Origin of the sequence: Streptomyces sp. GbtcB7, assembly GCF_019091445.1 — a bacterium.
In the GTDB taxonomy this organism is placed as follows: Bacteria; Actinomycetota; Actinomycetes; order Streptomycetales; family Streptomycetaceae; genus Streptomyces; species Streptomyces mirabilis.
Genome location: NZ_JAGXJM010000010.1, coordinates 80,983 through 95,586 on the forward strand (window position 1 = coordinate 80,983; position 14,604 = coordinate 95,586).

At 69.5% G+C, this 14,604-nt stretch carries 13 protein-coding genes; 7 read left to right on the forward strand and 6 right to left on the reverse strand.

Annotation, left to right across the window (positions count from 1 at the left end):
- Window positions 1-382 precede the first annotated feature (382 nt).
- The 4 genes from KVT44_RS18055 to KVT44_RS18070 all read left to right on the forward strand — a co-directional run bounded on the left by KVT44_RS18055 (window position 383) and on the right by KVT44_RS18070 (window position 5,879).
- Window positions 383-1,669 carry an extracellular solute-binding protein gene (locus KVT44_RS18055; protein WP_099920724.1) on the forward strand — a complete coding sequence of 429 codons (1,287 nt, stop codon included), beginning with the start codon at window positions 383-385 and terminating at the stop codon, window positions 1,667-1,669.
- 857 nt (window positions 1,670-2,526) lie between these two features.
- Window positions 2,527-3,513 (forward strand): carbohydrate ABC transporter permease, encoded by a 987-nt coding sequence (locus KVT44_RS18060; RefSeq protein WP_217567780.1) that lies wholly within the window; start codon window positions 2,527-2,529, stop codon window positions 3,511-3,513.
- Window positions 3,510-4,358 (forward strand): carbohydrate ABC transporter permease, encoded by an 849-nt coding sequence (locus tag KVT44_RS18065; protein WP_099920723.1) that lies wholly within the window; start codon window positions 3,510-3,512, stop codon window positions 4,356-4,358. Before KVT44_RS18060 ends, KVT44_RS18065 begins: the two co-directional genes overlap by 4 nt.
- 9 nt (window positions 4,359-4,367) lie before the next feature.
- On the forward strand, window positions 4,368-5,879 hold the full coding sequence (locus KVT44_RS18070; protein ID WP_217567781.1) for a glycoside hydrolase family 3 protein: 1,512 nt from the start codon (window positions 4,368-4,370) through the stop codon (window positions 5,877-5,879).
- A gap of 114 nt (window positions 5,880-5,993) precedes the next feature.
- Here the strand turns inward: KVT44_RS18070 and nagB are convergent, their stop codons facing one another.
- Window positions 5,994-6,779 carry a glucosamine-6-phosphate deaminase gene (gene nagB / locus KVT44_RS18075; protein WP_217567782.1) on the reverse strand — a complete coding sequence of 262 codons (786 nt, stop codon included), beginning with the start codon at window positions 6,777-6,779 and terminating at the stop codon, window positions 5,994-5,996.
- Window positions 6,780-7,068: 289 nt separating this feature from the next.
- Here nagB and KVT44_RS18080 point away from each other — a divergent pair, with 289 nt between their 5' ends.
- Window positions 7,069-8,145 (forward strand): SIS domain-containing protein, encoded by a 1,077-nt coding sequence (locus tag KVT44_RS18080; RefSeq protein WP_190172804.1) that lies wholly within the window; start codon window positions 7,069-7,071, stop codon window positions 8,143-8,145.
- A gap of 467 nt (window positions 8,146-8,612) precedes the next feature.
- A complete protein-coding gene (locus KVT44_RS18085; RefSeq protein WP_054228133.1) occupies window positions 8,613-10,079 on the forward strand; it encodes a sensor histidine kinase in 1,467 nt (488 codons plus the stop codon).
- A 209-nt stretch (window positions 10,080-10,288) separates the two neighbouring features.
- Here the strand turns inward: KVT44_RS18085 and KVT44_RS18090 are convergent, their stop codons facing one another.
- Window positions 10,289-10,546: a WhiB family transcriptional regulator gene (locus tag KVT44_RS18090; protein ID WP_006380970.1), complete on the reverse strand. Its 258-nt coding sequence runs from the start codon at window positions 10,544-10,546 to the stop codon at window positions 10,289-10,291.
- Window positions 10,547-10,865: 319 nt separating this feature from the next.
- Window positions 10,866-11,834, reverse strand: coding sequence for a diacylglycerol kinase family protein (locus KVT44_RS18095; RefSeq protein WP_099920719.1), 969 nt, complete (start codon window positions 11,832-11,834; stop codon window positions 10,866-10,868).
- Between the two features lie 158 nt (window positions 11,835-11,992).
- Between KVT44_RS18095 and KVT44_RS18100 the strand changes: the two genes are divergently transcribed.
- Window positions 11,993-12,442 carry a hypothetical protein gene (locus tag KVT44_RS18100; RefSeq protein ID WP_217567783.1) on the forward strand — a complete coding sequence of 150 codons (450 nt, stop codon included), beginning with the start codon at window positions 11,993-11,995 and terminating at the stop codon, window positions 12,440-12,442.
- A 128-nt stretch (window positions 12,443-12,570) separates the two neighbouring features.
- On the opposite strand, the gene KVT44_RS18105 is transcribed toward KVT44_RS18100, so the two are convergent.
- From KVT44_RS18105 to KVT44_RS18115, 3 genes are all read right to left on the reverse strand, one after another.
- Window positions 12,571-13,665: an RNA polymerase sigma factor SigF gene (locus KVT44_RS18105; RefSeq protein ID WP_217567784.1), complete on the reverse strand. Its 1,095-nt coding sequence runs from the start codon at window positions 13,663-13,665 to the stop codon at window positions 12,571-12,573.
- Window positions 13,662-14,075, reverse strand: a complete 414-nt coding sequence (locus tag KVT44_RS18110; protein ID WP_054228129.1) for an anti-sigma regulatory factor — start codon at window positions 14,073-14,075, stop codon at window positions 13,662-13,664. The genes KVT44_RS18105 and KVT44_RS18110 overlap by 4 nt, the downstream gene beginning before the upstream one ends.
- 261 nt (window positions 14,076-14,336) lie before the next feature.
- On the reverse strand, window positions 14,337-14,597 hold the full coding sequence (locus KVT44_RS18115; protein ID WP_054228128.1) for a UBP-type zinc finger domain-containing protein: 261 nt from the start codon (window positions 14,595-14,597) through the stop codon (window positions 14,337-14,339).
- Window positions 14,598-14,604: the final 7 nt, after the last annotated feature.

Consider the following 14,604-nt stretch of genomic DNA (forward strand, 5'->3'; position numbering starts at 1 on the left):
GTCGGCCACGGCTCACATCGTGGCACGGCTTCGTGTGCGAGTGTCCCCCCGCACGCTCCGTGATCCCCTCTATATACCGTCGGCGTACCCGTTGGTCTAGTCCATAGTGTGGACTCGGGTCGACCAAGAGGTATGTGAGGCCGGTGAACGCCCCCGCCGTTTATGCCACTTACCTACTTAAAGGTCCTTGCATATGTAGGTCCCATAACGGACGACCAGTCGGGCTTACACACCCTTGACACCCCTCTAGGTCTAGGCCAAGCTCCCCGTACTGGTCTACACCATTGGTCCAGTCCCAGTCCCACGGGCAGTACTCGGCAGCGCTTCGGCATGTGTCACCGCGGTGGGCAGGGGGGTTTATGGCATCCCTGAGGAGGGTGGCGTGAAGCGGAAGCTGGCAGCCGCGATCGGTATCGCGGGCATGATGGTCTCCATCGCGGCGTGCGGGAGCAGCGACAACAAGTCCGGGGGGTCGGACAAGGGCGCGGACGCGAAAGCCCTGACCGTCTGGCTCACGGTGGACGCGCAGAACAACTGGCCCGAGCTGGTGAAGGCCGCCGACGCGGCGCTGCAGAAGGCGCACCCCGGCGTCAAGATCAACCACGAGTACTACGGCTGGCCGGACAAGAACACCAAGCTCGACGCGGTCCTCGCCACCGACAAGGCGCCCGACGTGGTCGAGATGGGCAACACCGAGATGCTCGGCTACATGGTCAAGGGCGCCTTCGCTCCCATCGACGCGTCGAAGCTCGACAACTCGTCCGCGTGGCTGGACGGCCTCAAGGCCTCCGTCACCTACGACGGCAAGACCTACGGCGTGCCGTACTACGCCGGTGGCCGCGTCGGCAACTGGCGCAAGGACGTGGCGGCTTCGGTCGGTGTCAAGACGCCCCCGAAGACGTACACGGAGCTCATCTCCGACCTGGACAAGATCCAGAAGAAGGAGGGGAGCAAGTTCAGCGCCTGGTACCAGCCGACGCGTGACTGGTACGCCGCGATGTCCTTCGTCTACGACGCCGGCGGCTCCATCGCCAAGGAGGACGGCGGCCAGTGGAAGGCCAACCTGTCGTCTCCGGAGTCCATCAAGGGGCTCAACGACTGGAAGACCATCGTCGACAAGTACATGCACGGCGACAAGACCAAGGACGAGTCCGACCGTTACATCGTCTACGGCCAGGGCAAGTCCGCCATGATCTTCGGCGCCGCGTGGGAGGGTGCGACCTCCGAGGACCCGAAGAACGACAAGACCGGCAAGCTCAAGGGCAACCTCGAGAACTTCGTGATGCCCGGCCCGTCCGGCAAGAACATCCCCGTCTTCCTCGGCGGTTCCGACCTCGCCGTCCCGGTGAAGTCCAAGGCGCAGGCGCTCGCCGCCGAGTGGATCAACGCCTTCACGGGCTCCGCCGGTCAGAAGGGTCTGATGGCCAAGGGCAACCTGCCCAACAACAAGACCGACCTCGCCACCCTCAAGAACGACCCGGCGACCGTGGTTCCGGCCACCGCGGCCGAGTCCAACTGGTTCGTGCCGATGGCTCCAGGCTGGGGCCAGGTCGAGAAGGCCCAGGTCCTGCAGACCATGCTGCAGAACATCGGCACCGGCAAGAAGTCGGTCGAGGCCGCCGCGAAGGACGCGGACGCCGCGATCGACAAGGTCATCAACACCAAGTGACGTGAGCGCGGGGCGTGGTGGGACCCCGGGGCACGTCCGGGGCTTCACCCGGGGTGCGTCCAGGGTCCGCCCTGGGTCCGCCCGGAGTGTGCCTCCGGGGGTACGTCCGAGTATCTCCGAGTGCGTCCGGGTCGATCCAGGAACGTGCCCGGGATGTTCCCGGGCACGCCTGCCGGGGCCCTCTTCGGGCCAGGGTTCCTGCCGCTTCCCGCACGACCGCGCGGGACCCGGCGACGTACGACCGTGCGAGGCCGGGCCGCGTACGGCCGGGTGGGTCGGGCCGGTCCACGACCGGGGCGGCCCCCGACCGGAACCGACCGCACCAGGTTCGGACCACGCACGACCCACACCGAACAGGACCGAACAGGACCGAGCAGGGCGGGGCAGGGCCGCCTCGCGCACGACCGAGAGGGCCCGCCCCGGCGAGCGCCCCGCGTACGACCGCGGGGGCCCGCCCCCGTGCATGACCTGTGCGGGTTCGGCCCGCGTACGACCGTGGGGGTCCGCCCCTGTGCACGACCCGCGCGGGATTCGAACTGTGCACGACCGTGCGGGGTTCGGGCCGTGCACGACCGTGCGGGGTTCGGGCCGCGTGCAACCTGGGCGGCTTTCGCCCGGATATGACCGCACCGGGTTTGGACCCTGTACGACCGCGAGGGTCCGCCCCGTGTGGGATCGCGAGGGTCCGCCCCCGCGCAGACCGTGCGGAGCCGGGCCGCGTACGACCGTGCGAGGCGCCGGCCGCGTACGGCCCGGGCGTGTTTCGCCTGTGTTCGACCGTGTGGGGCCTGCCCCGCGTACGACCCCGTGCGGGGCTTCGACCACGTACGACCTGAGGGACCGCTGAGGAGCGCGCGATGAGTGCCGCAGACACGACCACCCCCGCCAAGGTGCCGCCGCCGCGGCAGGCACCGCCACCGGCCGTCCCCAAGGCGCCACGCAGAAGGCGGACCTCGGGCGGAGCGGCGGTCCCCTGGGCCCTGCTCGCGCCCTGTCTGCTGATCCTCGCGCTGGTCATGGGCTATCCCCTGGTCCGCCTGGTCACCCTCTCCTTCCAGAAGTTCGGGCAGTCCCAGCTGTGGGGCTTCCAGCCGGCCGAGTCGGTCGGCTTCGACAACTTCGGCAAGGTGCTGGGCGACAGCGAGTTCTGGACGGTCGTCGTCCGCACGATCGTCTTCGCCGTCGGGTCCGTCGTCTTCACCATGGTCATCGGCATGCTGATCGCGCTGCTCCTCCAGCGCGTCTCGGGCTGGGTGAAGATGCTGATCAACATCGTGCTGGTGGCCAGCTGGGGCATGCCCATCATCGTGGCCACCACCGTCTTCAAGTGGCTCTTCGACTCCGACTACGGCGTCTTCAACGCGCTGCTGAGCAAGCTGCCGGGCGTCGACATGATCGGCCACAACTGGTTCGCCAGCGGCCCCCAGGGACTGGCCGTGATCATGCTCCTGGTGGTGTGGGGCGCGGTGCCCTTCGTCGTCATCACGCTCAGCGCGGGGCTGACCCAGGTGCCGAGCGAACTGGAGGAGGCGGCCCGGCTGGACGGCGCCGGCGCCTGGGGCGTCTTCCGTTACGTCACGCTCCCGATCCTCAAGCCCATCGTCGTGATGCTCACGACGCTCTCCGTCATCTGGGACATGGGCGTCTTCCCGCAGGTCTTCGTGATGCGGGGCGGTCATCCGGAGGCGGAGTTCCAACTGCTCACCACGTACTCCTACGACCGCGCCTTCGTCGTCAACGACTACGCGCAGGGATCGGCGATCGCCCTGCTGACCGTGCTGTTGCTGCTGGGCGTGGTCGCCGTGTACATGCGTCAGATGCTGCAGATCGGAGAGGTCGAATGAGCACCCTCGCCACGGCGGGCCGGCGCCGGGGGAAGTCCAAGCTCGGCTGGAACCTCCTCGGCCTCCTCGTCTTCGTCACCGCGGGCTTCCCCGTCTACTGGATGCTGAACACGGCGTTCAAGCCGGCGAAGGACGCCATCGACCCGGATCCGAGCCTGTTCCCCACGGGGCTCACGCTCGACAACTTCCGTCGCGCGCTGGACATCGCGGACTTCTGGGGCCCCGTCGGCCGCAGCCTGATCGTCTCCCTGTCGGTCGTCGTGATCGGCGTCGTGGTGGGGATGCTGGCCGCGCTGGCCATCTCCCGCTTCGCCTTCCGCGGTCGCAAGATCGTGATCGTCGGCATCCTCGCGGTCCAGATGATCCCGCTGGTCGCCATGATCATCCCGGTCTTCCTGCTGCTCAACGACCTGAACCAGTACGACAAGCTCTCCGGCCTGATCATCACGTACCTGACCTTCATCCTCCCCTTCACGGTGTGGACGCTGCGCGGCTTCATCGTCAACATCCCGAAGGAGCTGGAGGAGGCGGCCATGGTCGACGGCTGCTCGCGCACCGGAGCCTTCATACGGGTGGTCTTCCCGCTGCTCGCGCCCGGCATGGTCGCCACGTCCGTGTACGCGTTCATCCAGGCCTGGAACGAGTACCTCTACGCCCTGATGCTCATGAGCCAGGAGCACCAGACCGCCACCGTCTGGCTCGGCAACTTCACCACCAAGCACGGCACCGAGTACGCCCCGATGATGGCCGGCGCCACGATGATGGCCGTGCCGATCGTCGTGCTCTTCCTCATCGTCCAGCGCAAGATGGCCGCGGGGCTGACCGCGGGCGCCGTGAAGGGATAACGCCACCCGATGACGACACTCGCCAGTGGTACGACCGCGTCCTCTTCCGGCCAGAACGGCCTGGCACGCGACGCGCTCACCGTCCTCCAGCCCGGCTTCACCGGAACCACCGCCCCCGACTGGCTGCTGCGCCGCCTCGGCGAAGGGCTCGCCGCCGTCGGCCTGTTCGGCCGGAACATCGCCTCTCCCGAACAACTCGCGGCCCTGACGGCCCAGTTGCGCGCCGAGCGCGACGACGTCCTGGTCGCCATCGACGAGGAGGGCGGCGACGTCACCCGCCTCGAGGTCCGCGCAGGCTCCTCCTACCCCGGCAACCACGCGCTGGGCGCGGTCGACGACGTGGAGCTGACGCGGGAGGTGGCCTCGGCACTCGGCCACCGCCTCGCGGCCTGCGGGGTGAACCTGAACTGGGCCCCCTCGGCGGACGTGAACTCCAATCCCGACAACCCGGTCATCGGCGTACGGTCCTTCGGCGCCGACACCGACCTGGTGGCCCGGCACACCGCCGCCTACGTCACCGGGCTCCAGTCCGCGGGCGTCGCGGCCTGCACCAAGCACTTCCCCGGCCACGGCGACACGGCGGTCGACTCGCACCACGAGCTGCCGCGCATCGACGCCGACCTGTCGGTCATCGAGGCCCGCGAACTCGCCCCGTTCCGCGCCGCGATCGCCGCGGGCACACGCGCCGTGATGAGCGCGCACATCCTGGTCCCGGCGCTGGACCCGGACCGCCCGGCCACGCTCTCCCGCCGCATCCTCACCGGCCTGCTCCGCGAGGAACTCGGCTACGACGGCCTCATCGTCACCGACGGCATGGAGATGCGGGCCATCGCCGGGACGTACGGCATCGAGCGGGGCAGTGTCCTCGCCATCGCGGCCGGCGCGGACGCGATCTGCGTGGGCGGCGGGCTCGCGGACGACGAGACGGTACGGCGCCTGCGCGACGCCCTCGTCACGGCGGTGCGCACCGGTGAACTCCCCGAGGAGCGCCTCGCGGACGCGGCGGAGCGGGTACGGGCACTGGCCCGTTGGACGGCGGCGGCCTCCGCGGCTCCGCCGGCCGCCGAGCGGGAGCCGGCCGACGTGGGGCTCGTCGCCGCCCGGCGCGCGCTGACGGTGACACGCGCGCCGTCGTACGAGCCGGTGGGCGCGGCGCCGTTCGTCGCCGCCTTCACCCCCGTGGCGAACATCGCCGTCGGTGACGAGACCCCCTGGGGCGTGGCCGCGGAACTGGCCCGGCTGCTGCCCGGCACGGAGACGGGCAGCTTCGCCGGGGAGGGGGCGGCAACGGCGGCCCTGGCCGCCGCGGGCAGCCGCCACGTCGTCGCTGTCGTCCGCGACGAACACCGCCACCCCTGGATGACGGCCGCCCTGGACACCCTGTTGAGGGAACGCCCCGACACGATCGTGGTCGAGATGGGCATCCCCCAGGCCCCGCCCCGGGGCGCCCTCCACATCGCCACGCACGGCGCGGCGAGGGTGTGCGGCCGGGCGGCGGCGGAGGTCATCGCGGGGGAGTGACGGCCCGCGAGAAGGAGCACGCAGGCCAAGAAAGAAGGAAGGTGCCGGACCCCAGGGGCCGGCACCTTCCTTCTTACTTTCTTCCGCTGCGTGCTTTTCTTCGCGCCCTCGGGGTCAGATCCCCTGCCAGTCCGGCTTGTTCGCGAACGTGTGCCGGAAGTAGTCCGCCAGCTTCAGCTTGGACGCGGCGGCCTCGTCCACGACGACCGTGGCGTGCGGGTGGAGCTGGAGCGCCGAGGCGGGGCACACCGCGGCCACCGGCCCCTCCACCGTCGCCGCGACCGCGTCCGCCTTGCCCTCACCCGTGGCCAGCAGGACGAGATGCCGCGCCTCCAGGATCGTGCCGATGCCCTGGGTGATGACGTGGTGCGGCACCTGCTCGATGTCGCCCTCGAAGAACCGCGCGTTGTCGACCCTGGTCTGCTCGGTCAGCGTCTTGATCCGGGTCCGCGAGGCGAGCGAGGAGCAGGGCTCGTTGAACCCGATGTGCCCGTCGGTGCCGATCCCGAGCAGCTGGAGGTCGACGCCACCGGCCGTGGCCAGCGCCTTGTCGTACGCCTGGCACGCGGCCTGCACGTCTTCGGCGGTGCCGTCCGGGCCCATGAACGCGTCCATGCCCAACCCCAGCGGTGCGAGCACCTCGCGCCGCAGCACCGACCGGTACGACTCGGGGTGCTCGGCCGGCAGTCCCACGTACTCGTCGAGCTGGGCGACCCGCGCCCGCGAGGCGTCCACGGCACCGGAGCCGACCTTCGCCGCCAGCGCCTGGTAGATGGGCAGCGGCGTCGAGCCGGTGGCCACGCCGAGCAGAGCGTCGGGCTTGCGCCGGAGCAGCTCCGCCATGGCCTCGGCGATCAGCTCGCCGCCCGCCTTGGCGTCGGGAACGATGACAACTTCCACGCTGGGCCTGCCGATCTGGAGAGTGGCTCGCCGGGAACCGTGAGGGAACACATGTGGTGTAGACCAATCTAGCAAAGGAGTCCCACCCGCGGCCCGTCACGGCTTCTCGACGTATCCAGGCCCGCCGCCCGGACGCCCGCTCGCCACCCCCATCAGCAACGGCACACCCGACAAAGCCCTGCCCACAGCCGATGAGATGCTGATAGCGATCCTCTCGATCCGCACCGCACGCACCACCCCGTATCGGCCACGGTCGACGCGTACGACCGGAACGTCCCCAGGAGGCCCCATGTCCGCCCCTACCCCGGACCCCCGGACCGACGACGACCGCCCGGGTCGGATCATGGCCCGCGAGATGGCCGAGCAGCCCGACGTGCTGCGCCGGATCCTGGAGGCGGGCGCGCCGCGGGTCCAGGAAGTGGCCCGGCAGATCGCGGCCCGCGAGCCCCGCTTCGTACTGCTCACCGCCCGCGGCACCTCCGACAACGCCGCCCTGTACGCGAAGTACCTGCTGGAGATCCAGCTGGGCCTGCCGTGCGGGCTCACCTCGATGTCGACGACCACGGCGTACGGCGCGCGGCCCGATCTCACCGACGTCCTGGTCATCACCGTCAGCCAGTCCGGCGGCTCCCCGGACCTGGTCGCCTCGACCCGGGCCGCCCGTGAGGCCGGCGCCATCACGCTCGCGGTGACCAACAACCCGGACTCACCGCTGGCGGCCGTCTCCGAGTACCACCTCGACATCATGGCCGGACCCGAGAAGGCCCTGCCCGCCACCAAGACCTACACTGCCTCCCTCCTCACCCTCTATCTCTTCGTCGAAGGACTGCGCGGCGGCGACGGCGCCGCGGCCAAGGCGCTGCCCGATCTCGCCGCGCATCTCCTCACCCGCCAGGACGAGATCCGTACGCTCGCCTCCCGCTACCGCTTCGCCGAGCGCATGGTGATCACCTCGCGCGGCTACGGCTACCCCACGGCCAAGGAAGCGGCCCTGAAGCTGATGGAGACCAGCTACATCCCCGCCCTCTCGTACTCCGGCGCCGATCTGCTGCACGGCCCCCTCGCCATGGTCGACAACATCTCCCCGGTCATCGCGGTCGTCACCGACGGCAAGGGCGGCGAGGCGCTCCAGCCCGTGCTCGACCGGCTGCGCGGGCGCGGCGCCGACCTGGTCGTCATCGGCCCCCGGGCCCAGGTGGAACAGGCCTCGGCCGGGTTCGTCCTGCCCACCGAGGGGGTGGCCGAGGAGCTCCAGCCGATCCTTGAGATCCTTCCGCTCCAGCTCCTGGCCTACGAGGTCACCATCGCCCGCGGTCAGGACCCGGACGCGCCGCGCGCCCTGGCGAAGGTGACGGAGACCCGCTGACCGACGCGTCCCCCGGGCGGGTGGACGAGGCCAAGGTGATCCGGCCCCGTTCATGAGCCGATCCGGCCCCCACCGGGGGTCGAACCGGGCTAGTCTGCGTGGTGGATGCTGTTGGAAGTTCGATAAAGAGACAACAACAAACATCCGCCGGCGCATGGACGCGGCACGTGGTCTAGTCCACAATGTGCAGGTAAAGCCTTCGATCGACGAAGCGTCGCTTACGGCGAGGCGTTGATCCACACAAGCATCCGTCTTCCCCGCACAGGAAGGCGGACCGAGGAACCGGCGCTCTCTGCCCTGACTGCTCCGGGTCCTCTCCTTCGGCCGACCGGGACCGCACACCCCGCGGCCGTTGCTGCTCCGGGCTGCGGTGCCGGGAGGGTTGAGGGTCCCTCCCAGGCGCCGCGGCCCGCGGGTGTTTTCGGAGCCGGGCCAAACCCCCAGGTAGGCTCGCAGATGTGCCCTCCATGAACGACCTCGTCCGCCAGCACACCGCTCTCGGTGACTCCGATCTCGAGTGGTTGCATCTGCTGGTCTCGGAGTGGCAGTTGCTCTCCGACCTCTCCTTCGCCGACCTCGTGCTGTGGGTTCCCACCCGCGACGGCACCCGCTATGTCTCCGTAGCGCAGATGCGGCCCAACACCGGCCCGACCTCGTACCAGGACGACATGGTCGGCCACCTCGTCCCACGCGGCCGCCGCCCGCTGCTGGACGCCGCGCTGGACGAGGGCCGGATCGTCCGCGAGGGCGATCCCGAGTGGCGCGAGGAGGTGCCGGTACGGGTCGAGTCCATTCCGGTACGGCGGGAGGGGCGCGTCCTCGGTGTCATCGCGCGCAACACCAATCTCCTCACCGTGCGCACCCCGAGCCGGCTGGAGCTGACGTACCTCCAGAGCGCGTCCGACCTTGCCCAGATGATCGCCGCCGGCTCCTTCCCGTTCTCCGGCCAGCAGGTCGACATGGACGCCTCCCCGCGGGTCGGCGACGGACTGATCCGCCTCGACGCCGACGGCATCGTCCAGTACGCGTCCCCGAACGCGCTGTCCGCGTATCACCGCCTCGGCCTCGCCTCCGACCTGGTGGGCCACCACCTCGGTGTGACCACCGCCGAACTCGCCCCGTCCCGGGGTCCGGTGGACGAGGCCCTGTCCAAGGTCGCCAGCGGCTGGGCACCCCGCGAGTTCGAGATCGAGAGCGCCGACGGGGTGATCCAGCTGCGCGCGATCCCGCTCAAGCCCAAGGGCACCCGGGTCGGTTCGCTCGTCCTGCTGCGCGACGTGACCGAACTGCGCCGCCGAGAACGCGAGTTGATCACCAAGGACGCGACCATCCGGGAGATCCACCACCGGGTCAAGAACAACCTCCAGACGGTGGCGGCGCTGCTGCGGCTCCAGGCCCGGCGCATCGAGTCGGAGCGCGGCCGTGAGGCCCTGGAGGAGGCCGTACGGCGGGTCGGCTCGATCGCCATCGTGCATGAGACGCTGTCTCAGAACCTGGACGAGCGGGTGGAGTTCGACGAGATCGCCGACCGGGTGCTCGCCATGGTCGCCGAGATCTCGCCCGGCAAGGTCACCGGCCGCCGTACCGGCCGCTTCGGCATACTCGACGCCGAGGTCGCCACCCCGCTCTCCATGGTGCTCACCGAGATCCTTCAGAACGCGCTGGAGCACGGCTTCCGCGAGGGCGATCGGGGCACGGTCGAGGTCTCGGCGGTGCGCGGCGGCACCAGCAAGGAGGCCCGCCTGCTGGTCACCGTCCAGGACGACGGGGTCGGTCTCCCGGAGGGCTTCGACCCGCACCGCTCGGGCAACCTCGGGCTGCAAATCGTACGGACGCTGGTGGAGGGCGAGTTGGGGGGCAGCTTCGACATGGTGGCGGCCCCGGAGCGCGGCACGCAGGTCATCCTGGACATTCCGGTGCGGGCACACAAGTAGGAGTACGCGTAGGGGCGCGAGCAGAAGTACAAGCAGAAGTATCTGACGCACCCACAAGTCGCGCATGACAGTGGCCCCGGGCCAGAAGGTCCGGGGCCACTGCTTACGTTGCTATGCGCATCGGGGGTACTGCGCGCTGCGGCTCGGGGGCGGGAGATGCGTACTCGCTGTACGCGCCGCCGGGCTCAGGCTCGTTACGGGGTGGGGTGTCAGGCGGTGGCCTGACGGGCCCGGTTGCGGGCGGCACGGCGCTTCATCGCGCGGCGCTCGTCCTCGCTGAGGCCACCCCAGACGCCGGAGTCCTGGCCGGACTCGAGCGCCCACTGCAGGCACTGCTCCATGACGGGGCAGCGGCGGCAGACGGCCTTGGCTTCCTCGATCTGCAGCAGCGCAGGACCGGTGTTGCCGATGGGGAAGAAGAGCTCGGGGTCTTCCTCGCGGCAAACGGCGTTGTGACGCCAGTCCATGGCTGCTACCTCTCCTTGGTATTACATGCACGTTGCTTGTGAATGTGAACGCTTTCACGAATCCCTCAACAAGTGAAGGGCCGACTGCCAGGATTACCTGACGTGGTCCTGTGATTTGAGGAGGGGTTCTGGCTCTCTGTGGGGCCGATGTTGCGGGCCGTCCCGATCGCCACGTAGAGACTCGCAAACCTCAGCGGCGGATACAACCCCTTCTGGAAAGTTTTTTTTGATTCCTCGGTGTCGACTAGGTCACAGCCGTACTTCCATGGGGTGGACCCTGGTCTAAACGTTCGAGTGAAAGGACTTTGGGCCCTTCCGCTCACACAATCACACGCAGTGCACGGCGTACGCCTGTGAACGTCACGCTAGTGCGCAGTCCCAGGTGGTCGCCGTCCATCTGGAGGGGGAGCGGCGCCTTCGAATGCAAGGTGAAGTCGGTCAGGTCGTGCAGGGACAGGGCGTGCTTGCCGTGGGGTCCGCGCTCGGGGGACGAAGTGAGCAACTGGGTGGCATACCGGGCAACCGCGCCCGTCGACATGCGGTTGAGAGCGAGTACGTCGAGCCCGGTATCGAACGAAGCCTTAGGTGACGCGTACACCGGACGATTGCCGAGAAACGTCCAGGGCGAGGTGTTGCAGATTATGGACATCACAAGATCGGTGACCGGATCCTGGCCGGGCTGCTCCAGTGTGATCGTTCCGTGCCTGCGGTGAGGTTCGTCCAAAAACTGACGTGCCACTTGGCGCAAATACAGGGCATGAGTGGAACGCTTGCCGCGCTCGCGCTGCTGTTCGACCCGGCCGATCACGCCCGCGTCGAAGCCGAGTCCCGCGCAGAAGGTGAACCAGCGGGAGGGGACGGATTCGTCCTCGGTGCCGGGGGTGCCCGCGGCGAGACCGAGGCCGATCGCGCGCTCGCGGTCCTCTCTGAGCGCGTCCAGCAGGGCGCCGGTGGCCTCCACGGCGTCGTTGGGCAGGCCCAAGGCGCGGGCGAAGACATTGGTGGAGCCGCCGGGGACCACCGCGAGGCGGGGCAGACGGTCCAGGTCGGGGCCGTTGTGCAGGAGACCGTTCACGACCTCGTTGACGGTGCCGTCGCCGCCGAGTGCGACCACCAGTTCTATGTCGTCGCTCTCCGCGGCCTGCCGCCCGAGGTCCCGGGCGTGCCCGCGGTACTCGGTCGTGACCACCTCGAGCTTCATCTCGCTCGCCAGCGCGTGGATCAAGACATCGCGCGTGCGCGCACTTGTGGTGGTAGCTGCCGGATTGACCACGAGAAGTGCACGCATGCGATGCAGCGTACCTACCGAGGGGTACTGGTCCCAGACAGAGTTAGGGATCCGGTAAGAGATAGGGGCGTGAGTCTCGACACGGTGAGGTGCGGGAGGCGGTGGGGTGGCGGCCGGGGTCGGGCCGCGCGCCGGGGCCCGAGGGATACCCTTCGGGGGTGAGCGCTGAGCAGATCCCCACCCCTGAAGCCCCCTCCGCAGAGCCCCGTCCCGGACGGCTGACCGCCGCGGCCGCGCTGGCCGCGCTGGAGGGGCTGGTCCTCGCCGTGGGGGGCGTGTGGATGCTCGTCCTGGGGGCCACGGGTGACTCGGGAGACCGGCAGCAGGGCGTAACCCTGGGTGTGACGCTGATCGTGCTCGCGCTGCTGCCCCTGCTGGCCGCCCGCGGCCTGCTGCTGCGCCGCGGCTGGAGCCGGGGGCCCGCGGTCATCACCCAGATCATGGCGCTGCCCGTCGCCTACAGCCTGCTCCAGGCGGACAGCGTGGCGATCCCCGCCGGAATCGCCCTCGCGGCGGTCGCGATCACGGCGCTGGTCCTACTCGTCAATTCCGAGACCACCCGGGCGCTGGGCATCCGTGGCCCCGGTGCCGCCGAGGAAACCAAGTAGCTTCGGCCTGCCGGCGGGGTCCACACCGGTTGCGCGCCCGCTGAGAAGGCGGGATCAGCGCCGGGACGGCTGGGCTCGTCCGCCTACCGGGGACTCCGTGGCGACGCCCCCGCTCGGCGGCTGCTCGGTTACTCCTCGACCAGGAGCTTTTCGCGGAGCTGGGCGAGGGTGCGGGCCAGCAGGCGGGAGACGTGCATCTGGGAGATGCCGACCTCCTGTGCGATCTGCGACTGGGTCATGTTGCCGAAGAAGCGAAGGAGCAGGATCCGCTTCTCTCTCGGGGGGAGGTCCTCGAGCAGGGGCTTCAACGACTCCCGGTACTCGACGCCCTCCAGGGCCTCGTCCTCCGCACCCAGCGTGTCCGCGACCGCCGGGGACTCGTCGTCCGTGTCGGGGACGTCCAGCGACAGCGTGGAGTACGCGTTGGCGGACTCCAGGCCCTCCAGGACCTCCTCCTCCGAGATGGCCAGCTTCTCGGCCAGCTCGTGGACCGTGGGAGAGCGCCCGTGCTGTTGCGACAGCTCGGCCGTCGCCGTCGTCAGGGCCAGGCGCAGTTCCTGCAGGCGCCGCGGCACCCGCACCGCCCAGCCCTTGTCGCGGAAGTGCCGCTTGATCTCACCGACGACCGTCGGAGTCGCGTACGTCGAGAACTCGACGCCGCGCTCCGGGTCGAAGCGGTCGACCGACTTGATCAGGCCGATGGTCGCGACCTGGGTGAGGTCGTCCAGCGGCTCACCGCGGTTGCGGAAGCGGCGCGCGAGGTGCTCGACGAGCGGGAGGTGCATGCGGACGAGCTGATTGCGCAGCTCCGCGTACTCCGCGCTGCCGTCCTGCAGCTTGCGCAGCTCGATGAACATCGCCCGCGCGCCGCTGCGGTCGTGCGGGTCGTGCTGGATGTGCTGGGCGCTCGGCCCGTGCTGCGTGCCCTGCACGCTCTGCACCCCTGGCTTGTCGTGTCGCTCGTGCTCGCTCATAGTCCCGCCCGTCACCAGCCGCCGCCCTTCCGAGGACGTGCTCGGCGCGGCACCCTCCGGATCCCGTTGCCCGTCGTCCTGGCCGGAGAGGCTCTCCTGTGCGTCCTCCGGGTGCGGCCGGGCCTGTTCGGGGATGCCGTCGACGCCTTCCACCGCGCGCCGCGGCCCGTCGAGGCCGTCGACGCGTCCGGCGGGAAGCTCCCGTGTGCCGCGCTCTTCGTCCCGCACCGGCCCGTCCCCGTTCCTCACGCCGGCCCGGGTCCCGCGCCGCGCTGTTTGTAGAGGCTGATCGAAACGGTCTTGTCCTCGGCGACGGTGGAGTCGACCTTGCCCGCGAGCGCCGACAGGACGGTCCACGCGAACGTGTCCCGTGACGGAGCGTGACCATCGGTGGTCGGAGCGGAGACCGTCACCTCGAGCGAGTCGTCGATGAGTCGGAAGACACAGCTGAGCACCGATCCGGGGACGGCCTGCTGCAACAGAATCGCGCAGGCCTCGTCCACCGCGATGCGGAGGTCCTCGATCTCGTCGAGGGTGAAGTCCAAACGGGCCGCGAGACCGGCCGTAGCCGTACGCAGCACCGACAGGTAGGCACCCGCGGCCGGCAGCCGGACTTCCACGAAGTCCTTCGTCGCGGGCTCGCCTGCGATCTGGGACACCCTCACCTCCAAGGTGGTACAAGCTCTTTCGAGCTCTTTTCGGGGGCCGAGGGTCGCCCCCCGGGGTAACGCGCTAGGTGGTTCAGCGGTGACGCTACCGCGCTCCCAACTTTTCTGTCCTGGGGACCCCGTCCCTTGCTGTCACTCATAGTAAGCCTATGAGTACGCACAGTGGCTAGGGGTCTGCGGGCCCAAATAGGAAGAGCGCGCGCCGGGTTGACGTACCCAGGCGTCAGACGGTCGAACCGTCCGGGCCGTGGGTCACGCCAGTACGTGGTCGACGAAGCACCAGCGCCAGCTCTCACCGGGCTCGAAGGTCCGCATCACGGGATGTCCGGTCTCCTTGAAATGCTCCGTCGCGTGCCGCAGCGGCGAGGAGTCGCAGCAGCCGAGGTGCCCGCAGCTCAGACACAGCCGCAACTGCACCGGATGTGTACCGGCGGCCTGGCACTCCAGGCAGGTCTCGCTCAGCGGTCCGGGTTCGGGGTGCGGCAGCTCGTCGGCGTGCGTGCACTGTTTCATGATTGCC